The organism is Vreelandella xerophytica (assembly GCF_968048975.1).
Map to the genome: position 1 here is coordinate 93,845 of NZ_OZ309106.1, position 21,054 is coordinate 114,898.

Here is a 21,054-nt window from a genome sequence, read left to right on the forward strand (position 1 = left end):
CACTGCCGATAAAACAAGCATCGGCTTGAGGATCTAACCATGAGCATGTTTTCGACGGGCTTAAGCGGCCTGAACGCAGCGCAGAACGCGCTCGGCGCTACCAGCAACAACATCAGTAACCTGTTCACGCCCGGCTACAACCGCGAGCTGCCTAAAATCAGCGAGGCCGGTGTGGGCGGTGGTGTGCGTGTGGACGCCATCGAGCGCCAGTTCAACACTTACGTGGCCAATCAGCTCAACAGCGCCAAGACCCAATCGAGCGCGCTGCAGACCTATAGCAACCAGATGACCCAGATCGACAACCTGCTGGCCGATCGCTCCGCGGGTCTTTCGCCGTTGATGCAGGGCTTTTTCTCGTCGCTCGAGGTCCTGGCGGAATCGCCGTCGGATCCGGCCGCCCGCCAAGGGGTGCTGGGCACCGCCAACACACTGAGCGCCCAGTTTCGCTCCTTCGATGGCTACCTGCAGGACATGCAGAGCAACATCAATAGCCAGATCAGAGACGAAGTCACTCAGATCAACAACACCGTCGAGCAGATTGCAGACTTCAACAAGGAGATTTCGCTGGCGCGGGCACGCACCGGTGAAGCGCCCAACGGCCTGCTCAATCAGCGCGATCAACTGGTGTCTGAGCTCAACGAGCGCATGGATCTGCGGCTGAACGTGCAGGACGGCAAGACCTACAACCTCAGCCTGCCCAACGGCCAGCCGCTGGTCACGGGTACCCGCTCGTTCAGACTCGAAGCCGTCCAGGCGGATTACGACCCCCAGCGCACCGTGGTGGGTTACCGCGATGGCGGCGGCAATCTGGTGAAACTGGATGAAAACACGATCAAGGGCGGCGCGCTGGGCGGCTTGATGACCTTTCGCTCGGAGACGCTGGACAAGACGCAGAACCAGATCGGTCAACTGGCCGTATCGCTGTCCGTTGCCTTCAACGAGCAACACAAGGAAGGGGTGGATCTCAACGGCGAGCAGGGCGAGGATTTTTTCAGTATTGGCACTCCTCAGCCTTATGGTCATGAAGGTAACAGCACTGATCCTGATATTACCGCCAGCTTTGATGTGGCGACGATCGATCAGTTAAGGGCCACCGACTATACCGTCAGCTTCGAAGATGGCCAGCCGAGTGTTATCCGCAAGGATAATCGTTTGTCGTTGAATGCCGACCAGATCGATTGGAATGCCGACACCCGCGAGCTGACCTTTGGCGGTGTCACTCTGGCTTTCAGCGAAACGCCGGCGGACGGCGACCGTTTCGAGATACAGCCCGTACGCCGCGCTGGTAACGGTATGGACGTCAGTGCCTCCGACATCGACAAGATCGCGGCGGGCACCGAATTCTCGTCCGGCGACAACCGTAATGCGCTGGCCCTGCAGGGACTGCAGAGCCAGCGCGTGGTCGGGGGCGCCGCCTCGGTGAGCTCAGCCTACGCCTCCATCATCAGCGACGTGGGCAATCGTGCCAACATCACCCAGGTGAATCTTGATGCGCGTCAGGGTCTGACCGACCAGCTGCGCGCGGTGCAGCAGTCGGAGTCCGGCGTGAACCTGGACGAAGAGGCGGCCAATCTGATTCGCTATCAGCAGTACTACATGGCCAATGCCCGAGTGATCGATACCGCGGGGACGCTCATGGACACCATCTTGAATCTGCGCGGCTGATTAGGGAGCGTTTGATATGCGTATTAGCAGTGTCACCATGTTTGAGCAAAGCACGGCGTCCATGAATCGCCAGCAAAGCGATTTTCTGAAGATCAGCCAGCAGATGGCCAGCGGGCGCAAGGTAGTCAATCCTTCCGACAACCCGCAGGCCGCCTCGCGCGCGGTGGGGATCGACCAATCGATTTCCATCACCGAGCAGTACACGACATCGCGTATTTCGGCGCGCAACTCGCTGTCTCAGACAGAGAGCGTGCTCAATAGCGTCAGCGACGCGATTACCCGGGCCAAGACCCTGCTGGTTCAGGCCTCCAACGACACCCTGAGCGACGCCGACCGGCAGTCCATTTCAAGCGAGCTGAAAGGGGTGTACGAAACCCTGATCGGTCAGGCCAATGCCACTGATGGTAATGGTCGACATCTGTTCGGTGGCTATAAGGACAACGCGCCCCCCTTTGGGAAACTCCAGGATGGCACGATCGAGTATCGCGGTGACAATTTCGGCCGCGAACAGCAGATCGACGGCTCGCGTAAGATGCCAGTGGCAGATAGCGGCAGCTCCATTTTCCAGAGTGTGGCGAGCAGCGCAGGCTATCTCGCGAAAGTGGGCATCGACCCGGCCAATGAAGGGGACGTTACCTTTGCCGGGCTGGTCGCCAAGGATAACGCCAACGCCGATTACGGTAAGAGCTTTACCATTCGGTTCGAAGCAAGCGAGGCAGAAAATACCTTCACCTATCATGTGGATGGGCCTGATGGCGAGGTGGCTACCGGTGAGTACACCGGCGATGCCCAGCAGATCTCCTTTGGTGGTATGGGTATCACGCTGACCGGCACGCCTGCGGCGGGCGATGAGATCAAGGTGGCCCGCGCCGGCAGCGCCGAGCAGCCGGCGGATCTGTTCAAGACGCTGGAGGCGGCCATTCGCGTGCTGGATAACCCGGCGGAAACCAATACCCAGAAGGCGGCGTTTCGCAACACGCTCAACACTTCCATGCGCGAGCTCGATAACGCATTGGACAATGTATTGATGCGCCGCGCCTCCGCGGGCGCCCGGCTCAACGAGCTCGACGTCATCGACGCAGTGAGCAGCAACCGAACCATGAACTATACCCAGTCGCTTTCGGATCTCGTCGATCTCGACTACGTGGAAGCCATTACCGAGTACAGTCTGCGCCAGGTCGGCATGCAGGCGGCCCAGCAAACCTTCATGAACATGAAGAGCATGTCGCTGTTCAACTACATGTAGCGCTTGTACACGTAACGCCAGGCGCCCGTGAAGGGCCCGCTTCATTGCAACGGCGCCGTGCCCCCTTGGGGCGCGGCGTTTTCACGCATCCGTTCCAGTCGCCGCCATGGTCTCGATCAAGCTCTGCATGAAGGCCAGTCCCTGACTGAACAGCGGCTGCAGGAAACGGCCGATATCGGTCATCAACACCATCAAAAGTACCAGCCCCACCGTGATCGACGTGGGAAAGCCGATATTGAACACGGTGAGCTGGGGGGCCGAACGGTTGAGGATGCCCAGCGACAGGCTGATGATCAACAGAGAGGCCACCAGCGGCAGCGCCAGCAGCAAGCCCGAGGCGAAGATGGTGCCGGCGTAGCGGACAAGCAGTTCAAAGGCGTTGGGGTTCAAGCCGCCAAACCCCACCGGCAGGGTTTCGAAACTCATCACCAGTGTTTCCAGCACCATCAAATGGCCGTTCAAAGCCAGGAACATGAGCAGTGTGATCATATAAAGAATACGCGAGAGCACCATGATATTGGTGCCGCTGGAGGGGTCAAAAAAGCTCGCGAAGGCAAGGCCCATCTGCAGGCCGATGAACTCGCCCGCTGACTGAACTATGGCAAAGACAATGTGCATCACAAGGCCGATGGCAAGACCGATCAAGATCTGCTCGACCATGATGCCAAGGCTTGCCCAGGAGAGCATTGCCACCTCGGGCATGGGGGGCAGAATCGGAGTGATGACTATGGCAACCAGGACGGCCAGGCCCACCTTGACCTGATTGGGGATGCTGGAATGTCCCCAAAGCGGCGACACCGCCATGAAGGAGGTAATCCGCACGAAGGGCCAGAAAAAGGCCACAAGCCAGGCCTGGAGCTGGGTGAACGTGACCTCGATCACCGCCTACATCACCATGTTGGGGATATTGGTAAACAGCCGGTGGGTGAAGTCGGTAATCAAGCCAATCAACCAGGGGCCGGCCAGTACCAGCACGGCGAACACCGCCAGGATCTTGGGGATGAACGTCAGGGTCATTTCATTGATCTGGGTCGCCGCCTGGAAAAGACTGATGATCAACCCGGTAAACAGCGCCGCCAGCAGTACCGGCGCGCCCATGAACAGGGTAAGGCGCATACCCTGATAGGCGATATTCATTACGATCTCGGGGGTCATGGTGGCTCCTGTTGCCAAATCCTTCGCTGAACGGTCTACAGCATGTAGAAGCTTTCAGCCAGTGAGCCGATGATCAATTGCCAGCCGTCCACCAGGACAAACAGCATCAGCTTGAACGGCAGTGAAATGGTCACCGGCGGCACCATCATCATGCCCAGGGCCATCAAGGTACTGGCCACCACCAGGTCGATGATCAGAAAAGGAATGAAAATCGTGAAGCCGATCTGAAAGGCGGTTTTCAGCTCGCTGGTGACAAAGGCGGGCAGCAGTACGCGGATGGGGAGATCTTCCGGACCCTGCATCGGGCCGACATCCGCCAGACGTGCAAACAAGGCAAGATCCGGTTCGCGGGTCTGCGCCAGCATGAATTCGCGAAAGGGCACCTGAGCGCGCACCACGAACTCCTCGAAATTGATCGTTTCGTTGGAGAGCGGCTGCCAGGCCGTATCGTAAACCTGGGAAAGCACGGGCGACATGATGAAAAAGGTCAGAAACAGCGCAATACCCAAAAGCACCTGGTTCGGCGGCGTGGCCTGAGTGCCCATGGCGGTTCTCAACAAACTCAAGACGATGATGATGCGCGTGAAGCTGGTCATCATCAAAAGCAGGGCAGGCAAGAACGCCAGGGAGCTTAAAAGCAGCAGCGTCTGCAGCGAAAGCGACCACTGTTGGCCGCCATCATCCAGTGGCTGCGAGATGAGCCCGGGCAACTGCTGAGCCTGGGCGGGAAGTGCCAGGCACAGCAGCACGCCGAGCAAAGCGCAGATCAGCCACTCGCGAAGGGGGAGCCGGTAACGGGGCATGACGTCTCTCATGGCGTTGAAGGAGGCTTGGACTCAGGCGAGGGCTTGGGGCCTTGACGGTTGTGCAACAGCGCCTTCGCCAGGCGCTGTGAGAACCCGGCAGATACCGTGGCCTCGCCCACCGGGCGGTCGGCGGGGGCCGGGCGCTCGTGCAGCTTGGTGATGCGCCCACCGCCCACGCCCACCACCAGCCAGGTATCCTCGACTTCCACCACCACGATGCGCTCACGGCTACCCACCGCGGTGGTTCCCACCACGCGAAGGCGCGCACCGCTGTCAAAACGCTTTTGCTGAACGCGCTTCAAAAGCGCCGTGCAGAGCAAAATGATGGCGATGACCAGGGCCAGGGCCGCGGCGGTTTTACCCAGCGCCGCCATACCCACGAGGGCATCGGACCCTAGCGCGTCAATCGAGCCCGTCTGGCCGGGGGCGGTTGCGACACTCATCGGTTGAGCTTATGGATACGCTCGGAGGGGGTAATGATCTCGGTGATACGGATACCGTACTTGTCCTCCACCACGACGACCTCACCCTGGGCGATCAAATAGCCGTTGATCAGAATATCCATCGGCTCGCCCGCCAATCCCTCAAGCTCGATCACCGAACCTTGAGCCAGCTCCAGAAGCTGCTTGATGGTCAACTTGGTGCGGCCCAGTTCGACGGTGAGCTTGACCGGGATATCCATGATCATTTCCAGATCCCGAGAGGCACCGCTTGCCCCCTCGCCGCTCAGCGGGCGAAAGATGTCCTCGCTTGCCGCCTTGACGACGGGCGGCTCGGCGGGCGCCGGTGCGTCATCTTCATCGGTCTGTTCGGCGGCTTCCTGTTCGGCCATGGCCGCAGCCCAGGGATCGTCCTCGACTGCGTCGGACTCAGGGGCTTGCTCTGACATGGCGTCCGCCCAATCATCATCGGAAACAGGTTGATCGGGCTTGTTAGGATCAGTCATGCGTTGGGTTCCTTGGCTGGGCGTCGCGTCGAACCTTTAATAAAGTCCTTGGACGATGCGTTATTCATAGCGGCATGGTCGATCATGCGCAGCACGCGCAGCGCGCGACTCTGTTGCTGGCTGCCGTACTCGCATTCCATGACGGGCACACCATCGACACTGGCGGTAATGGTGCTGGGGATTTCCAGCGGCAGCACATCGCCCTTTTTCAGCCCCATCACCTGGGCGATCCGGCTGGGGAGCTGGGCAAACTCGGCGATCAGCTCCACTTCCGACTGGCGAATTTCGCTGGCCATGCGCCGCGACCAGGTGCCGTCGTGGTCGTGGTTGCTGTCGTTGATCGGATTGGCCAGAACATCCCGCAGCGGCTCGATCATGGCGTAGGGCATACAGATCTGAAAGCTGCTGGAAAGATTGCCCACTTCAATATTGAACTTGGTGTTCACCACGATCTCGTTGGGCGAGTTGGTGATGTTGGCGAACTTGGACTGCACCTCGGAGCGCAAAAAGCTCACATCCAGCGGGTGCACCACCTTCCAGGCTTCCTGGTAGGCGTCAATTGCCAGATTGAGCAGACGCTGGATGATGCGCTGCTCGGTATTGGTGAATTCGCGCCCGTCGGACTTGGTGACGAAGCGCCCGTCACCGCCGAACAGGTTGTCCACCACCATGAAGACCAGATTCGGCGGAAACACCACCAGGGCCGAGCCGCGAAGCGGCTTCATCGAAACGATGTTCAGGTTGGTGGGCACCGGCACGTTACGGGAAAATTCGCTGAAGCTTTGATAGCGTACCGACTCCACCGTGATATCGGCACTGCGCCGAATCAGGTTGAAAAGTCCGTTTCTGAAATAGCGGGCGAAGCGCTCGTTGATAAAATCCAGCGCATGCAGACGCTCGCGTATGACCCGGTGCTGTGTGGCCGGGTCGTACGGGCGAATGCGCGACTCATCCTTGGTGGTGGAAGACGCGCTGGTTGATGGCTCGTCGTCTCCACTCACACCTTTCAACAAGGCGTCGATTTCTTCCTGGGACAGTAGATCGTCCTGTGACATGAACGGCTCCCGCGCCCGAGGTTATTGCACAATAAAGTCGGTAAACAGCACTTCCTGCAGATCAAGCGGCGGCTGGTTTTCCGTCAACGGAACGTTCAGCCGGTTGATGATTGCCTGGGCAAGCGCTTCTTTACCTTCGATGGACGTCAATTCACTGGCCTGCTTGCCGGACAGGAGAATCAACAGGCGGCTGCGTACCTGGGGCATGTGTTCTTCGATAATGGCCTTGGATGTCTCGCCACCCACGCGCAGGGTAATACCGGTATACAGCAGGCGTGACCCGTAGCGGTCATCGGCCAGATTCACCGTGAACGGCTCGATCCGGGTGAACACGGGGGGCTCGGGCTTGGCGGTGACCTGGGCCTGATTCACCTCACCGTCGCCCTGTTGACCCAGCACCATGTAAATCGCAGCGGCCGCACCCAGGGAAGAGAGCACGACCAGCACGACCATTATCCAAAGCAGTTTCTTAGACCCACCGCTTGCTTCTGCCATTGAGTATTCCCATGATCCTTACGCATGACGATTGCCATGCATTATGCCTAATGAGTCGGCCGCCTAAGAAATGAACAGGCTCCTTGGGAGAGCCTATCTTTTGGCTTAGCCGCTCATGGCGTCGAGTATGAAGATGTTCCTGAAAGGGACCTTACGCGTAAAGGTCGACCCGCCCATCCAGCGTCACATTTACCGGAGCGGGTAACGCCTCCTCCAGTTCATCGGCCGAGGCGGTACCACCTTGAGCCGTGGTGCCCTTCGCCTGGGCAAACGCTTGCTCGTTGGGCTGGTTGTGCTGGCCTACCGAGGTCTCGCCAAGGGCGATTCCCTGTTCGGCCAGCGCTTCACGCAGCTGAGGAATCGCCTGCTCGATGACCTGGCGAACCTGGGCATGGGCCGAGAAGAATTGCGCCTGGGTGCCGTGCTCGCTGACCTTCAGCGCGATCGAGAGCGGGCCAAGCTCGGCGGGATGCAGCTCGAGCTTGACGTGCTGCTCTCCGCCGCGCTGGGTCATTTGAATCAGTTGCTGGCCAAGCTTTTCCGGAAACGCGGGGCTGGTGACTGGCGTGCTGATCGCGGGCTGAGCGCTGGCGGCTGTCGGGGCCGCCGGGGCGGTCGCAACGCCAAGGGCAGCCTGCTCGGTGCCCGGCTGGCTCCCCGGGGCTGCAGCGCTTGGCGCCTTGCCCACGACGGGGGCGAACATCGCGCTGGCGTTGGCTGCCAGTGGCGCTGAGACCGGGTCGCCGTCCAAGGCGGGGCTTGCGGCACTGGCGGTCGTCGCCGCGATATAGAACGAGGCGGGTGCCTGGGTCTGAATCTGAGCGTTCCACACCGGGCGTGCTTCATTGGTGTTGGGGAGGACACCTCGGGCGTTGGGCTCGGCTTGCTCGCGCAGCGCAGTGATCGCATCGAGCACGCGGGTGGCGGCCTCACCCAGCACAGGGGCCGCAGGCCTTGTGACATCCGGCTGCGCTGCATTCACTGGCGTATCGGCAAACGCGGCCACCAGTGCCAGACGCGCTTTCACTTCGTCCAGAGAGGTGGGGATGACGGCCTGATCATTCGTGACCTCGGCAGGTTCGGCAGCATCGGTCAGGCGCACATCATCCGCTGGGGTCGGGGCCGATTTTGATGTCGAGGCATCGGCGGCGACGGACGTGAGAGTACCCAGCTGCGCGAGCATGCTTTCCAGCACGTCGATGCGCTCCTCGTTTGCCGGCAACTCTGCGGATAGCGTCTGCCCAGTGGCAATGAAAAGCGCGCCGAGTGAAGCCTCGTCAAGGGCATCGGTATCGATACCCAGTGCCGTCAACGCATCACGAAAGGCATCGAGAGGCGCTGTCTCCGGCGCCTGGAGCTGGCCTGCGAGCGTACCCGTCGGGCGGGTATCGAACGCCTGGCGCAGCGCCGTGTGAAAGCCTTCGACAGCACCGCTTTCGGTGTTGACGCCGGGAAGGGCGGAGAGCGCGCTGCGCAGGCTTTGAGACGTTTGAAGCAGTAGCGACATGGTCATGGCGTTTGACTCCTTGCTCGCATTACTGCGATCTGTCCGATGAGCGCCGTGCGGTCTGGCCCGTCACGAACTCATCGTTGGCTTTTTGATCGACACGCTCTTGACGACGATGCTCTTCAAGCAGCCGACGTGACGCCAGGGTGTCGTAAGAGGAAAGCTTGCGCTGTTCTTGCTGCCAGTGCTGCTGGCTTTGCTGAACGCGCTTTTGCTGAGCCGTGAGCGCCTGGCGGGCGCGGCTGAGGGCCGCGTCGAGGGAGGCCAGGAACTGTTGGTAGTTGAACATGGTGGCCGGGTCGATGCCCTCGCGCATGGCGGCCTGCAGACGCTCGGCGTACTCTGCCCGGTAGCGGCTGAGCGACTCAAGCTGTGTTTGGGTCTGATGCTGGGTCTGACGCTCTTCGGCCAGCAGTTTGCCCGCCTGGTCTCTGGCGTCCCGGGCAAGGCCGGTTAGGATATCAAGCTGTGAATGTTGCATTTAGCCTCCCACCACGTGCTCAAGTGCCTGTCGTGATTCTTCGAGCGTTGCACGCTCTTCAACGCGCTGCTGCAAGAAACGTTCAAGGTCTGGAAAGAGATTGACGGCCTCGTCCAGTCGAGGGTCGTGCCCGGGGCTGTACGCCCCGACGCTGATCAGATCGCGGTTGCGCTGATAGCGTGAAAAAATCTGCTTGAAGGTACGTGCCTTGTTGATCTGCTCATCGGTGGCCACGGCGTTCATCGCCCGGCTGATCGAGGCCTCGATGTCGATGGCAGGGTAGTGGCCCGCCTCGGCAAGGCTTCGCGAGAGCACGATATGACCATCCAGGATCGCCCGGGCGGAGTCGGCGATGGGGTCCTGCTGATCGTCGCCTTCGGTAAGCACGGTATAAAACGCCGTGATCGAGCCGCCGCCGCGTTCGGCGTTGCCGGCGCGCTCCACCAGCCCCGGCAGCTTGGCGAATACCGACGGCGGGTAACCCTTGGTCGCCGGCGGCTCACCAATGGCCAGCGCGATCTCGCGCTGAGCCATGGCGTAACGCGTCAAGGAATCCATGATCAGCAGCACGTTACGGCCGCTGTCGCGAAACCCTTCGGCCAGGCGCGTGGCGTAGGCAGCCCCCTGCAGGCGCTGAAGCGGCGAGGTATCCGCCGGTGCGGCCACCACCACCGACCGGCGGCGCCCTTCAGGGCCCAGGATGTTGTCGATGAAATCCTGCACTTCCCGCCCCCGCTCGCCAATCAGCCCCACCACGATGACATCGGCCTGGGTATAGCGGGCCATCATGCCCAAAAGCACCGATTTACCCACGCCAGAGCCTGCAAAGAGCCCCATGCGCTGGCCCTTGCCGACGCTCAAAAGGGCGTTGATCGCGCGAATGCCCACGTCGATCGGTGTATCGATCGGGGCCCGGGCCAACGGGTTGAGCGGGGCGGTATGAAGCGTAGCCCGAGGCACCTCGTCGATCCCTTCGCGGTCATCGAGCGGGTTGCCATTACCGTCAAGCACCCGACCCAGCAATTCATCGCCGATGGGAAAACGCCGCGCGCTATGACCGCTGCCGTCGACGAGTGGCGAAACCCGGGCGCCGGGCATCAGCCCCGAGATTTGCTCGAGCGGCATCAAAAAGAGCTTGTCGCCGGAAAACCCCACCACTTCGGCCTCGGCGTGGGTCTCGTTATCGTTGAGCCGGCCGTCGGCGCCGGGCAGTTCGATGCGACATGCGCTGCCCACGGCCACTCGCAGGCCCACTACCTCGATCACCATGCCGGTGGCGCGCACCACCCGCCCGCTGCGCCGGTAGCTGGGCAACTGGCCCACCCGCTGGGAAGTACGCGTGAGCGCCTTGCGCCAGCGTTGGGAGTGAACGACGACGGGGCTGCTCATTCGCTGTCCTGTCCTGAGACATCAGACGATGGCGGTTTGTTACGTTTGCGCATCTGGGCCGACACCGACTGCCAGCGGCTTTCAAAGGTGGCGTCGAGCTCGCCCTGAGCACTGGTGACGCGGCATCCTCCCCGCGCGAGCTGGTCATCGGGCTGTAGCACCCAACCGGCCGCGCTCAACTCGCTGCCCAGGTGTTCTTTCACCAGGGCGTGGTCGTCAGGGTTGAGCCATAGCCGCTGCTGACCCACCAGCGGCGGTTCGGTATGTAGAAGTTCGCGAACGAGCTCGAGAACCTGCTCGGGACGCTGGGCGAGCGACGCCAGGGCCAGCTGCCGGCCGGTGACCATGGCAAGCTCCACCAGGTCATCGGCGATGGTGTCATCGATACGCTCCAGGGCATTGGCAAACTGTCTGGCCAGCGCGGCAAGCGGGGCCACGGTTTGGCGCACCTGTTCGTCCGCTGCTTTTCGAGCCTCTTCCTGACCCTCTTTCAGGCCCTGCTCGAAGCCCTCCTGGTGGCCCTGGGCAAGGCCGGTCTGATAGCCCTCTTTCTCGGCCTTCTGCCGGATACGCTCATAAATGGCCTCACGCTCCTGCTCCTCGCGAAGGCGCGCCTGCTCAGCGGCGTGTTGCGCCGCCGCTACCCTGCGCTGGTGGGCGCTGGGCGGTGCCTGCTCATCGGCGGACGGCGACAGGTCGCTTCCCAGCTCTTCCATCTGCCAGCGTCGCCACTGGCCGTGACGATCGAACTCGGGGGAATGAGCGTTAGACATACTCGTCGTCCCCGCCGGCCAGCACTATCTCGCCGGAGTCGGCCAGACGGCGGACCACCTGCAGGATGGCTTTCTGCTCGGTCTCGACCTGCGAAACGCGGATGGGGCCACGGGCTTCCATGTCCTCGCGCACCAGATCGGCCGCCCGCTGGGACATGTTGCGCAGGAACTTGTCCACCAGCGCTTCCTGAGCGCCCTTGAGGGCGATGACCAGCGAATTGGTCTCGACTTCCTGAAGCACCAGCTGAACCGCGCGGTTGTCCAGGTCGAGCAGGTTCTCGAACAAGAACATCTCGTCGATGATCTTCTGTGCCAGATCCTCGTTGTGCGCGCGAACGGTCTCGATTGCTCCCTCTTCCTGCGAAGAGTTCATCAGGTTGAGAATTTCGGCGGCGGTTCTTACGCCGCCCATCTTGCTGCGCTTGAGGTTCTGGCCATCCAGCATGCTGGTCAACACTTCGGTCAACTCCTGAAGCGCGGCGGGCTGAACGCCGCTGAAGGTGGCAATACGCAGCACGACGTCGTTGCGCAGCTTCTCGTCGAAAAGCTCGAGTATATCGGCGGCCTGGTTACGCTCCAGATGAATCAGGATGGTGGCGATAATCTGCGGATGCTCGTCGCGGATGAGTTCGGCCACCATCGTGGCTTCCATCAGATTCAGCGCGTCGATACCCGAATTGCTGCCGGTGCTTTCCAGAATATCCTCGATCAAGCTCGAGGCGCGTTCGCTGCCCAGTGCCTTGGTCAGCACCGAGCGTATGTGATCGCTGGAGTTCAGGTTGAGCGCCACGAACTCGTCGGTCTCCCGGTGGAAGGCTTCAAGCACTGCCTTCATGTCCTCGTGGGAGATCTGGTTCAGCTTGGACATTTCCAGGCTGATGGCCTGCACCTCGGAGGCGTTCAGGTACTTGAACACCTCGGCGGCGCTGTCTTCGTCCAGCGTCAGCAAAAGGATGGCGCTCTTGCGAGCGCCGCTCATCTGTTCAATGGCGCTACTCATTGGCATTCATCCAGCTGCGGATAATCATCGCGACCATGCGGGGGTCGTCCTTGGCCATATCCTGCAGGTCTTTAAGATTATGTTCGTAAAGAGACGTCTTGCGCCGACGCTTAGGTCGCGTGTCATAGGTCTCGCCGTCCTCTGAAGGCTCGCCTTCCTGACCGGTCTCGCTCTCTTCATCATCGCCTACGCTGACCCGGAAGGTGCTGTTGGACGCTGCCGGCTCGGCGGCGGGCGGCATCTGGGTGTAGCGCTTGATGAGCGGGCGCAGGATCAGCAAGTAAAGCAACAGTGCCGCGATGGCCACCATCAGGTAGCGTCCCAGGGTAGCGGCCAGCGAGAGCGTTTCCGGGCGCTGCCACCAGGTGGTGTCGTCTTCGATATCGCTTGCCTGTACGAAGGGCGTGTTGACCACTTCGATCTGATCGCCGCGCACCTGGGAGTAGCCCATGGCCTGCTGAACAAGCCGCTCCAGCTGAGCAATCTCTTCCGGCGTCAAGGCCGCCTGTACGGTTTCGCCGGCGTCATTGACCACGGTTCTGAAGTTGACCACGACCGCCGCCGTCAGGCGCTGGACCTGGCCCAGACGCTGCTGAACATGCTCGATGCTGCGGTCGACTTCATAGTTCACCACGTCGTCTTGACGCAGGTTCTGTAGCGCGTTCTCCGCCGGGGCATTGCCATCCTCGCCCTCATCGGGCTGGTTGATGGGCGAGGGTGCCGTGCCGGGCGGGGTGTTGCTGAGCGCGCCGGGAATACCGGTGGCCAGCGGGTTCTCGCCATCAAAGGCCAGACTGACCTGACGGCTTCTCACCGCGGCTTCGTTCGGCGGCTGGTTCGGCCCGTAGCGTTCGGAGGTCTGCTCGCGTCGTGAGAAGTCGATCTGCGCGGCCACCTGGGCGCGTACGTTGTCGCTGCCCAGAATGGGCGACAGGATGTTTTCGATACGCCGCTGGTAGGAACGCTCCACTTCAGCAATGTATTCAAGCTGCGAGCCGTCCAGGTCGTTACCCTGCGAGGCCTTTGCCGAGAGCAGGCGTCCGTTTTGATCCACGACGGTCACGTCTTCCGCGGCAAGCTCGGGCACACTGCTCGATACCATATGCACGATGGCGCTGACCTGGCCTTCACCGAGTACGCGTCCTGGCAAAAGCGTCAGCACCACCGAGGCCTTGGCGGGTTCACGATCACGTATGAACACCGAGGGTTTGGCCAGGGAGAGGTGAACGCGCACGCGCTCCACCGGGCCAAGTGACTCGATGGACCGAGCCAGCTCGCCCTCGAGGCCCCGCTGGAAATTGACCTGCTCGGCAAACTGGCTGATACCGAATGCCTGGGTGTCCATTAGCTCAAGACCCAGATTGCCCCCCCGAGGAAGCCCCTGCTCGGCAAGCTGAAGCCTCAACATGTGAACCTGGTCGCTGGGTACTAAAAGCGCCTGGCCGCTGTCGCTGAACCGGTAGGGAACGGCGCGACTGTCAAGCTCGGAGATGATGCGTCCACCGTCCGCCTCGTTCAGGTTGCTGTAAAGCACGCGGTATTCGGGGCTGCTGGCCCACATGAATAATGCCGCTACCAGAGCGATACAGGCAGCCGCTGCCACAAGCAGCATCACCAGCGGGCTGGTGCGCAGCTGCTGGCTAAGACGCGTAAGCGTAGCGTTGCTTTTCAGACTCTCCGCCGTATCGCTTCGGGCAGCGTTAGGGGGGGAGCTGGTTTGACGGCCTGCCGTAGCACCAGTCTCGCTCATGAATTCCTCCTAGAGGATAAGCAAAGCTGGTCTCGGCCCAGGCGCATCATCAATGAGGGCATAGGCTATATCCGTCAATCGGGGTAAGTCGTTAAAATAGTCGTCAAAATAGATAAACTGATGCGGAGCTTTGATGGACGCCATTATCCTTAGGCGGGTCGACCATAATCGAAGGAAAAGCTCAGCTTTTCTTACTTATTTGTTCGTATGAGTCTTGTACTGCAGATGGTAGGGTGTCGGTATTACTTTACCCGTCTACCCAACGAGGCTTGCGTATGAGTTCAACCGCCATTCAGTCTGCGTTACAGCAAATGCAGGGCCTGGCCTCTCAGGCGGCAGCCCCCTTGAAAAGCGAGCCTGCCCACCTGGGTCAAAGCGGGTTCGGCAGCGAGCTTCAGGCGTCGATCCGGCGCATCAATCAGCTGCAGCAAAGCGCGAACACCAAGGCGATGGCGTTTCAGGCCGGTGCGCCCAATGTCGAGCTGGGCGACGTCATGGTCGATATGCAAAAGGCCAGTGTCGCCTTTCAAATGGGTATGCAGGTGCGTAACCGCATGCTCAGTGCCTATCGTGATGTCATGAACATGCAGGTCTAGCAAAGCGCTGCTTGAAAGATGCTGGAAAGAGAAAGCAGGCAAGAGAAGGCGCAGCCAGGCGTTTCACCGTAAGGCTGCCCGCTGCGCCGAACTCTAGGCTTCAAGCGAAATCAGTCCTCCCTGCGTCTCTTCTATTCGCCTGGCCAGCTCCAGAACCTCTTCACCCGGGATCTGACGGATTACCTCGTTGGTTTCACGATCGATGACTCGGGTAATAATCCTCGACGACTCATCACTTACATCAAACTCCAGCCCGCGAGGGCGCAGTACCTCGTTGATACGTTCGACAGGCCCGGCCAGCGCTTCTCTGGACATCTCGACGGTGCCGACACCCATGCTTTCCGGGGCTCTAGCGATTCGCTCGACGATTTCCTGGCGCAGCGCCTGGGGTGAAAAGGCTTGCGACGCACTGGTCGTCAGCGGAGTAAAGGTATTGTCCAGTGGTAAAGAGTCCATGCATCACGCTCCTATAACAGCCTGCCAATTAGTAACAGCCTGCCAATTAGTGGGACGACAGTAGTGGGATAACGCCTTGAGATTGACGAAGCCCTGGCGCACACGCATGGGCCTCTGAATGGCTATCGGCCAAGGTTGATGAAACTTTAACCCATGAAACTTTTCATAGCTTGGTCGCCTCGCGTACGTGGTCATTTAACGTCCAAAATAGCCGTGCGCGTTGCCGCATATAGGCCGATGACTTCTTGCAAGCTTTGTTATGCTAACTGCAGTTAGATCGGTGCTAACAACTAGCGCCGGCCGGGGAGGGTGAGGCAGGTGATGGAAGTGGAGCAAAACGGGTTTGAGAGCGTCACAAACTCCTCGGTAATCAGTTCTCTCTTGAAGACGATGATCGAAAGCGGTGGGGTGTCCATCTGTTTGACCTCCCCCGGCGCCCGCCCCGAGCCCATCGTGTTGATGGAGCAGCATGAAGGCGAAACGCTGGTGATGGATCTTTCGTCGGTCAGCTATCTGCTCCATCAGCTGCAGTCGGGGGAGCCGTTTTATCTTCGTGGGCAATCCCAGGGCAAGGTGATTCGAACGGCGCATTTGACGCTGACCGAAACCCGTCAGTCCGGCGGGCGGTTCTTGTGCTGCAGCCAGTATCCCGAGGAGCTCTGGGTGCTGCAGCGGCGCGAGTCGTTTCGCGCTCAGCTACGCATGGGCATGACCGTCGTGGTCACGGTGACGGATGAGCAGGGCCAGAGTGTACAGGGCGAGCTGCGTGATCTTTCCCAGAGCGGCTGTCAGGTGGAGCTTCCCCTCAGCGCCAGCGGCTTGCTGGCCCAGTCCTGCTCCCCCCTGACGCTTGGCTACGCCTTTCCTGATGGAACCTCGTTTACAATCGATGCCGAAGCGCGGCATCAGCTCACCGATGCCGAATACCATCTCCTGCGCGTCGGGTTTGAGTTTGTCGATCATAGCGCCGAGCAGTCGCGCAAGGTCTGGTACTTCGTCTGTGAAATAGAGCGTGAGGCCATCCGCTACGACAAGGAAGCCTCCGAGGCCATGCGGCAGTCGTCGCCACTGTTTGACGCCCAGGGGGCGGAAAAGGGTGAGCAGCATCAGGTGGGGCGGCGCGATCTCAAGCATTACGCCACGCCCGCCGCCCGGCGCCTGGTGAAGGTCGCGGCCTATCTGGATGCTCAGCTGTTGCTGCTCCAGCAGGGCAGCGATATCGATTCGCGCCAGCTGTCGTTGAATGCCGACCGTATCATCAGTCTGCACAAGGAGGATCGCCAGGCACTGCTTTTCGCTTCACGCTGCCTTTCGCTGGAGCCCTTGCTGGTGCGTCACGGCATCTCGGTGGCGATTCATCTGCTCGACTGGGTCGGCGGCGACGTGCCGGAAGATGTACGCAAGGCTCTGGTGGCAAGCTCTCTCGTTCATGATCTGGGCAAGGCGCTGGTGCCCCAGGTCATCTACACCGCGCCCCATTTCGAAGCGACACACCGCAAGGCGCTGAGCGAACATGCCGCGTTGCTGCTTCAGCGCCTGAAGAGCTGCCAGTGGCTCTCGCAAGGTATCGCTCAGACGGTGATCAAGGGGATCAACGAGCGCCTGGACGGTAGCGGCTATCCCGATCAGCTTCGCGGCGATGAAATCAGCGAGCTTTCCAAGGCCTGCGCCATTATCGATGTGGTCGAGGCCATGCGTCGTGACCGCCCGGACCGGCCCGCCAAGACCACCCAGGAGATCTATCGCTACCTGCTGCGCCATCCCCATCAGTTCGACGCGCGCTGGGTAAAACGCTATATCGACCATTTCAAGTCGCTGCCCGTGGGTGCCTTGGCCCTTTTTTCAAGCGAACAGCTTGCCTGGGTGGTGCGCGTTGACGAACAGGGCGCCCCCACCGAAGTAGTACTTACGGAAGAGGCCGTGCCGCCCTTGCGGGGCACGCTCAAGTATAGCGTTGCCGGGGACGTCGTCGAACGTCTGGGTATGCCCAGAAGAGAGGTGGCGGTCTCTACCTGAGCCGTTTGAACGAGCGTTTAAAAACTGCGTATCCGGTTAAAGTCAGCGGGCGCTGAGCCGATACATAGATAGGCCGGTATTCTTGAACAGCTCCTGAGCTGTCGTGGCGCTGGCGATTGTTCTACTCATTTAAGGAGTTCTCCTATGACATATTCTCGCAGCGGTGGCGCCTACGGCCGTGGGGCTAATGCCTACGCCCGCGTCGGCGTGGAGAGCGGCGTCATGTCAGCGGACCCTCATCAGCTTATCGTCATGCTGTTCGACGGCGCCCAGGCGGCGATTCGCGCGGCCCGCATTCATATGCAGGCGGGCAACGTGACTGAAAAAGGCCGTTCGATCTCGAAGGCGCTGGATATCGTCAACAACGGTCTGGCAGCAGCACTCGATCAGGAGAGAGGGGGGGCGATCGCCGAGCGCCTGGGCTCTTTGTACGACTATATCGCGCGGCTTCTGCTCACCGCCAATCTACGCAACGACCAGGAAAGTCTCGATCAAGCGGAACGTCTTCTAGAGGATATTGCCTCAGCTTGGCGTGAGATCGGTCAACAACAAAGTGCGTGAGGCAACCATGTCCGCTTCTAAAACGGCGCGTGCCGATACCCAGCAAGTCCTGCTTGAAACCTACAGAGAGCTTTTGGCTCGTGCAGCACAGATGCAGGTGTTGGCGAGTACCGAGCAGTGGGCGGAGCTTATCGAGCAGCGTACCCATTACGTTATCTTGGTCGATAAGCTTCGCGAGCTCGATGAAAGCGTCGAGCTTGATGAGGCTGGCAAGTCGCGCAAGGCGGAGCTTCTCGAGCGCATTCTCGAACACGATGTCGAGATCCGGCGTCGTCTGGTGACTCGTCGAGACGAGCTGGGCAAATTGATTGGCGTCACTCAGAAGCAGCGCGATCTTCATCGTGCCTACGCGCCGCAGCAGGGCAGCTCTACCCAGGATGAACCCACGTCGTGAGCGGTATCACGCCCTTGATTGATACGCTGATGCACCAGGTACTGGGGCGTCAGGGTGAGGCGTCGCTTCAGCGCTCGATCAATGCGCCCGTTCAGCCGGTCACGCCAGGCGACGGCCCCCGGGCGCTTTCGCGGGACGCGGGTCTTGACGGCCGGCCCACCACATTACCTCTTGATGATTTGCGCCGGCTACCCCCGTCACCGCAGCAAGGTGGACGCGGGCTTGCCCCGCCTGCAGGCGATACGCCGCCCGGCTCGACTCAGACCCACCTGAGCCCGGCGGCGCGCGGCATCGCCGATGTATTGCTGCGTTTTCCCTCCCCACCAACCGCACTACGTCTTGATGCCCCCCTGATGGGCTTGAACGACACGCCCACCGCCACCACGCTCGCCAACCGGCTGGATGCCAGCATCCGCGACAGCGGGCTGTTTTATGAAGCGCACTTGAAGCGCTGGTTTCAGGGGGATGTTCCCCGTCTGCAGCTTATGCGCGAACCCCAGATGCAGCTTGCCAGGCCTTTCACGGCGGCCCAGGCGCCTGCCATGGGCGCCCCCTCGGCTGCATGGGCACCGCCGGCTACCTCCGGCACGGGCTTTCCCATGGCAGGCGTGGCTCATGCCAGCTTGCCCAGTACCGTTACCATCTTACCCAATACGGCGCTGGTGCTTCAGGCCCCGCCCACCGGTGCCGCCCTGTTGAAAACACCCCCTGGGCCGATGCCTGGCGTCGCCGTGGAGCCGTCCGGCCCGGGCCTGGCCAGTTCGAGCGAACGAGGCGTTGTTGACCGCCCGACGGGCAGAGTTGCGACGACACCAGCGCCGCTGATCGAAGAAAAGGAGCGCAGCCTCGCCCCGCGGGACGCCGCCGGGATTCGCGAATATGAAGCTCTGGCGCCGACGAAGCGGGAAGTGGTCCACGAAAGTCTTCAAGGGCTGGTGCGTCAGCAGCTTGAAATGCTGGTGGCGCCCGCTATTCGCTGGGAAGGTGATGTGTGGGCGGGGATCTTCATGGCTCTGGTGATCAACCTGCCCGGCGCCCGTCAGTCGGGTCAGGAGGGCGGGGAAGGCGAGGAGGCCGAACAGGAGTGGCGCTCGGAGATGGATCTGGAAGTGCCCGCGATCGGTGCGTTTCACATCGCGCTGTCACTTTTCAGATCCACGCTCGGGGTGGAAATGAGCACCGGCGATAACGCAACCTATCAGCGTCTCGAGTCGTCATTGGGGGTGCTGGAGACGCGGTTGGGGGCGCTGGATTTCCAGAAAGTGCGCGTTCATTTGAAAGAATTGGCAGGTGAGGCGTAATGGATTCTTCTCCGGAGCGTCGCCGTCAGGCGGTGGCCCTGGCCTATCAAGAAGGCGAGCAGGCGCCCCGCATCGTCGCCAAAGGCTATGGTGAACTTGCCGAACGCATCATGGCCGAGGCCGAGCGTCAGGGTATCTATGTCCATGATGCACCTGAACTTGTGGCGCTTTTGATGCAGTTGAACCTGGACACCGAAATCCCTGCTAGTCTATATCAAGTAGTAGCCGAACTACTTGTATGGGTGTTTGAACTCTCCGAGGATGAGACGACTCATCTTGAAAGGCGCAAGTAGCCAATACCGGCGTTGTATGCAACCATGAGGGGGATTAGGGGAAAAATCTTCTGTGGCTTGAGTATAATGATCAACTAACGCCGCGCCGTTCGATGGAACAATATGAGTCAAACAAGCTTCTTCGATGAAATTCAAGAGATCAATCTTGCGTACCTGCTGCTGGCCCAGCGTCTTTTAAACGAAGACCGTGAGGCTGCGATGCTGCGCTTAAAGGTGGATAGTGAGCTTGCCGATCTGCTCGTGTCCATGAACGCCTGGCAGCTTTCCAAGCTGGCGCGTACCAACCAATTGATCTGCCGCTTTAGCCTGATAAGCGCAAAACAGCTACGTCAAGTCATGGAAAACCCGAGAGATCAAGGGCTCTCGGGACTTCACGCTTCCTTGCTGATGGCGTGCGAGCCGTTTGAATCGCTACCTAAAGGGGAGAAAGAGTGAGCCAGAAAAGCTTGGTCGACGAGATGCACCAAGTTCAGCTGGCCATCGAGCTGATTGAACTCGGTGCACGACTTCAGGTGCTGGAAACGGAAACCGAGCTGAGTCGTACGCGGCTTATCAAGCTTTACAAGGAAGTGCGCGGCATGTCGCCTCCCAAGGGCATGCTTCCCTTCTCGACGGATTGGTTCGTTACCTGGCTACCCAACGTCCACTCGTCGCTTTTTTACAATATTTATAAAAGCCTCAGAAAAAACACTGAATGTGAACGCATCGATGCTTTCGTCAAGGCATATCGCATTTACGAGGAGCAGGTCGCTCTTGAGCAGGTCGACCCCGTGCTGGGTCTGACCCGCGCCTGGACACTGGTACGTTTTTTCGAGAGCGACCTTTTGCAGTTGACCACCTGCACTCGTTGTCAGGGCCATTTCGTGGCGCACGCCCATAGTCCGATTCACGACTACGTCTGCGGTATCTGCCAGCCACCTTCCCGGGCGGGCAAGACCCGCAAACCCCAGATCTGATTCCCCGTTTCTGCTCTTCCAACGCTCGCTAAATCACATCAAGCTAGTGTTTAACCCTTAGATAAGGGTAAAAGGAAGCGGTACTTTCTCATTAAAGATTGCATGCGCCCTAGTATGATAGGCCTAAGTTCTGCTTAGGCGGGGAATCTGCACGTTCGTCATTACCGCGAACCGGCATCAGTTCCTCTGGTAACTCACTGTCATCGCAAGGAA

General features: G+C 60.3%; 24 protein-coding genes. 10 read left to right on the top strand and 14 right to left on the bottom strand.

Annotation, left to right across the window (positions count from 1 at the left end; translation table 11 throughout):
* Positions 1 to 39: 39 nt before the first annotated feature.
* A complete protein-coding gene (flgK, locus tag ACWF8S_RS00435) occupies positions 40 to 1,665 on the top strand; it encodes a flagellar hook-associated protein FlgK (RefSeq protein ID WP_447554865.1) in 1,626 nt (541 codons plus the stop codon).
* Between the two features lie 16 nt (positions 1,666 to 1,681).
* Positions 1,682 to 2,911, top strand: coding sequence for a flagellar hook-associated protein FlgL (gene flgL / locus ACWF8S_RS00440; RefSeq protein ID WP_447554866.1), 1,230 nt, complete (start codon positions 1,682 to 1,684; stop codon positions 2,909 to 2,911).
* An 81-nt stretch (positions 2,912 to 2,992) separates the two neighbouring features.
* Here the strand turns inward: flgL and fliR are convergent, their stop codons facing one another.
* From fliR to fliF, 13 genes are all read right to left on the bottom strand, one after another.
* A complete protein-coding gene (fliR, locus tag ACWF8S_RS00445; RefSeq protein WP_447554867.1) occupies positions 2,993 to 3,793 on the bottom strand; it encodes a flagellar biosynthetic protein FliR in 801 nt (266 codons plus the stop codon).
* A gap of 3 nt (positions 3,794 to 3,796) precedes the next feature.
* Positions 3,797 to 4,066 (bottom strand): flagellar biosynthesis protein FliQ, encoded by a 270-nt coding sequence (gene fliQ, locus ACWF8S_RS00450; protein ID WP_447554868.1) that lies wholly within the window; start codon positions 4,064 to 4,066, stop codon positions 3,797 to 3,799.
* A gap of 35 nt (positions 4,067 to 4,101) precedes the next feature.
* Positions 4,102 to 4,869: a flagellar type III secretion system pore protein FliP gene (gene fliP, locus ACWF8S_RS00455; RefSeq protein WP_447554869.1), complete on the bottom strand. Its 768-nt coding sequence runs from the start codon at positions 4,867 to 4,869 to the stop codon at positions 4,102 to 4,104.
* Positions 4,870 to 4,877: 8 nt separating this feature from the next.
* Positions 4,878 to 5,315 (bottom strand): flagellar biosynthetic protein FliO, encoded by a 438-nt coding sequence (gene fliO, locus ACWF8S_RS00460; protein WP_447554870.1) that lies wholly within the window; start codon positions 5,313 to 5,315, stop codon positions 4,878 to 4,880.
* Positions 5,312 to 5,818, bottom strand: a complete 507-nt coding sequence (gene fliN / locus ACWF8S_RS00465) for a flagellar motor switch protein FliN (protein ID WP_447554871.1) — start codon at positions 5,816 to 5,818, stop codon at positions 5,312 to 5,314. The genes fliO and fliN overlap by 4 nt, the downstream gene beginning before the upstream one ends.
* Entirely contained in the window at positions 5,815 to 6,873 is a 1,059-nt protein-coding gene (gene fliM / locus ACWF8S_RS00470; RefSeq protein WP_447554872.1) for a flagellar motor switch protein FliM, read from the bottom strand. The genes fliN and fliM overlap by 4 nt, the downstream gene beginning before the upstream one ends.
* A gap of 21 nt (positions 6,874 to 6,894) precedes the next feature.
* On the bottom strand, positions 6,895 to 7,368 hold the full coding sequence (fliL, locus tag ACWF8S_RS00475) for a flagellar basal body-associated protein FliL (RefSeq protein WP_447554873.1): 474 nt from the start codon (positions 7,366 to 7,368) through the stop codon (positions 6,895 to 6,897).
* A 151-nt stretch (positions 7,369 to 7,519) separates the two neighbouring features.
* Entirely contained in the window at positions 7,520 to 8,881 is a 1,362-nt protein-coding gene (locus ACWF8S_RS00480; RefSeq protein ID WP_447554874.1) for a flagellar hook-length control protein FliK, read from the bottom strand.
* Positions 8,882 to 8,903: 22 nt separating this feature from the next.
* Complete coding sequence (gene fliJ, locus ACWF8S_RS00485; RefSeq protein ID WP_447554875.1) at positions 8,904 to 9,356, bottom strand: flagellar export protein FliJ; 453 nt, start codon at positions 9,354 to 9,356, stop codon at positions 8,904 to 8,906.
* The gene (gene fliI, locus ACWF8S_RS00490; protein WP_447554876.1) at positions 9,357 to 10,745 is read right to left on the bottom strand and encodes a flagellar protein export ATPase FliI; all 1,389 of its coding nucleotides are present in this window, start codon (positions 10,743 to 10,745) and stop codon (positions 9,357 to 9,359) included. It abuts the gene before it with no gap.
* Complete coding sequence (fliH, locus tag ACWF8S_RS00495) at positions 10,742 to 11,518, bottom strand: flagellar assembly protein FliH (protein WP_447554877.1); 777 nt, start codon at positions 11,516 to 11,518, stop codon at positions 10,742 to 10,744. Before fliH ends, fliI begins: the two co-directional genes overlap by 4 nt.
* Positions 11,511 to 12,518 (bottom strand): flagellar motor switch protein FliG, encoded by a 1,008-nt coding sequence (fliG, locus tag ACWF8S_RS00500; RefSeq protein WP_447554878.1) that lies wholly within the window; start codon positions 12,516 to 12,518, stop codon positions 11,511 to 11,513. Before fliG ends, fliH begins: the two co-directional genes overlap by 8 nt.
* Positions 12,511 to 14,268 carry a flagellar basal-body MS-ring/collar protein FliF gene (fliF, locus tag ACWF8S_RS00505; protein WP_447554879.1) on the bottom strand — a complete coding sequence of 586 codons (1,758 nt, stop codon included), beginning with the start codon at positions 14,266 to 14,268 and terminating at the stop codon, positions 12,511 to 12,513. Before fliF ends, fliG begins: the two co-directional genes overlap by 8 nt.
* Positions 14,269 to 14,543: 275 nt before the next feature.
* Here fliF and fliE point away from each other — a divergent pair, with 275 nt between their 5' ends.
* Entirely contained in the window at positions 14,544 to 14,864 is a 321-nt protein-coding gene (gene fliE / locus ACWF8S_RS00510; protein WP_447554880.1) for a flagellar hook-basal body complex protein FliE, read from the top strand.
* A gap of 93 nt (positions 14,865 to 14,957) precedes the next feature.
* Here fliE and ACWF8S_RS00515 read toward each other — a convergent pair whose 3' ends face one another.
* Positions 14,958 to 15,320, bottom strand: coding sequence for a flagellar protein FlaG (locus ACWF8S_RS00515; RefSeq protein WP_447554881.1), 363 nt, complete (start codon positions 15,318 to 15,320; stop codon positions 14,958 to 14,960).
* 321 nt (positions 15,321 to 15,641) lie between these two features.
* Here ACWF8S_RS00515 and ACWF8S_RS00520 point away from each other — a divergent pair, with 321 nt between their 5' ends.
* The 7 genes from ACWF8S_RS00520 to flhC all read left to right on the top strand — a co-directional run bounded on the left by ACWF8S_RS00520 (position 15,642) and on the right by flhC (position 20,841).
* Positions 15,642 to 17,336, top strand: coding sequence for an HD domain-containing phosphohydrolase (locus ACWF8S_RS00520; protein WP_447554882.1), 1,695 nt, complete (start codon positions 15,642 to 15,644; stop codon positions 17,334 to 17,336).
* Between the two features lie 144 nt (positions 17,337 to 17,480).
* Positions 17,481 to 17,897 (top strand): flagellar export chaperone FliS, encoded by a 417-nt coding sequence (gene fliS, locus ACWF8S_RS00525; protein WP_447554883.1) that lies wholly within the window; start codon positions 17,481 to 17,483, stop codon positions 17,895 to 17,897.
* A 7-nt stretch (positions 17,898 to 17,904) separates the two neighbouring features.
* On the top strand, positions 17,905 to 18,291 hold the full coding sequence (fliT, locus tag ACWF8S_RS00530) for a flagellar protein FliT (protein ID WP_447554884.1): 387 nt from the start codon (positions 17,905 to 17,907) through the stop codon (positions 18,289 to 18,291).
* Entirely contained in the window at positions 18,288 to 19,592 is a 1,305-nt protein-coding gene (locus tag ACWF8S_RS00535; RefSeq protein WP_447554885.1) for a flagellar hook-length control protein FliK, read from the top strand. The genes fliT and ACWF8S_RS00535 overlap by 4 nt, the downstream gene beginning before the upstream one ends.
* A complete protein-coding gene (locus ACWF8S_RS00540; RefSeq protein WP_447554886.1) occupies positions 19,592 to 19,885 on the top strand; it encodes an EscU/YscU/HrcU family type III secretion system export apparatus switch protein in 294 nt (97 codons plus the stop codon). The genes ACWF8S_RS00535 and ACWF8S_RS00540 overlap by 1 nt, the downstream gene beginning before the upstream one ends.
* Positions 19,886 to 19,987: 102 nt before the next feature.
* Entirely contained in the window at positions 19,988 to 20,320 is a 333-nt protein-coding gene (gene flhD, locus ACWF8S_RS00545) for a flagellar transcriptional regulator FlhD (protein ID WP_447554887.1), read from the top strand.
* Positions 20,317 to 20,841 carry a flagellar transcriptional regulator FlhC gene (gene flhC, locus ACWF8S_RS00550; protein ID WP_447554888.1) on the top strand — a complete coding sequence of 175 codons (525 nt, stop codon included), beginning with the start codon at positions 20,317 to 20,319 and terminating at the stop codon, positions 20,839 to 20,841. The genes flhD and flhC overlap by 4 nt, the downstream gene beginning before the upstream one ends.
* Positions 20,842 to 21,054 lie beyond the last annotated feature (213 nt).

Excerpts from the sequence above, each read along its gene's own strand:
- flgK (WP_447554865.1), top strand. The coding sequence starts at position 40 with ATGAGCATGTTTTCGACGGGCTTAAGCGGCCTGAACGCAGCGCAGAAC.
- flgL (WP_447554866.1), top strand. The coding sequence starts at position 1,682 with ATGCGTATTAGCAGTGTCACCATGTTTGAGCAAAGCACGGCGTCCATG.
- fliQ (WP_447554868.1), bottom strand. The coding sequence starts at position 4,066 with ATGACCCCCGAGATCGTAATGAATATCGCCTATCAGGGTATGCGCCTT.
- fliP (WP_447554869.1), bottom strand. The coding sequence starts at position 4,869 with ATGCCCCGTTACCGGCTCCCCCTTCGCGAGTGGCTGATCTGCGCTTTG.
- fliO (WP_447554870.1), bottom strand. The coding sequence starts at position 5,315 with ATGAGTGTCGCAACCGCCCCCGGCCAGACGGGCTCGATTGACGCGCTA.
- fliN (WP_447554871.1), bottom strand. The coding sequence starts at position 5,818 with ATGACTGATCCTAACAAGCCCGATCAACCTGTTTCCGATGATGATTGG.
- fliM (WP_447554872.1), bottom strand. The coding sequence starts at position 6,873 with ATGTCACAGGACGATCTACTGTCCCAGGAAGAAATCGACGCCTTGTTG.
- fliL (WP_447554873.1), bottom strand. The coding sequence starts at position 7,368 with ATGGCAGAAGCAAGCGGTGGGTCTAAGAAACTGCTTTGGATAATGGTC.
- ACWF8S_RS00480 (WP_447554874.1), bottom strand. The coding sequence starts at position 8,881 with ATGACCATGTCGCTACTGCTTCAAACGTCTCAAAGCCTGCGCAGCGCG.
- fliJ (WP_447554875.1), bottom strand. The coding sequence starts at position 9,356 with ATGCAACATTCACAGCTTGATATCCTAACCGGCCTTGCCCGGGACGCC.
- fliI (WP_447554876.1), bottom strand. The coding sequence starts at position 10,745 with ATGAGCAGCCCCGTCGTCGTTCACTCCCAACGCTGGCGCAAGGCGCTC.
- fliH (WP_447554877.1), bottom strand. The coding sequence starts at position 11,518 with ATGTCTAACGCTCATTCCCCCGAGTTCGATCGTCACGGCCAGTGGCGA.
- fliG (WP_447554878.1), bottom strand. The coding sequence starts at position 12,518 with ATGAGTAGCGCCATTGAACAGATGAGCGGCGCTCGCAAGAGCGCCATC.
- fliF (WP_447554879.1), bottom strand. The coding sequence starts at position 14,268 with ATGAGCGAGACTGGTGCTACGGCAGGCCGTCAAACCAGCTCCCCCCCT.
- fliE (WP_447554880.1), top strand. The coding sequence starts at position 14,544 with ATGAGTTCAACCGCCATTCAGTCTGCGTTACAGCAAATGCAGGGCCTG.
- ACWF8S_RS00515 (WP_447554881.1), bottom strand. The coding sequence starts at position 15,320 with ATGGACTCTTTACCACTGGACAATACCTTTACTCCGCTGACGACCAGT.
- ACWF8S_RS00520 (WP_447554882.1), top strand. The coding sequence starts at position 15,642 with ATGGAAGTGGAGCAAAACGGGTTTGAGAGCGTCACAAACTCCTCGGTA.
- fliS (WP_447554883.1), top strand. The coding sequence starts at position 17,481 with ATGACATATTCTCGCAGCGGTGGCGCCTACGGCCGTGGGGCTAATGCC.
- fliT (WP_447554884.1), top strand. The coding sequence starts at position 17,905 with ATGTCCGCTTCTAAAACGGCGCGTGCCGATACCCAGCAAGTCCTGCTT.
- ACWF8S_RS00540 (WP_447554886.1), top strand. The coding sequence starts at position 19,592 with ATGGATTCTTCTCCGGAGCGTCGCCGTCAGGCGGTGGCCCTGGCCTAT.
- flhD (WP_447554887.1), top strand. The coding sequence starts at position 19,988 with ATGAGTCAAACAAGCTTCTTCGATGAAATTCAAGAGATCAATCTTGCG.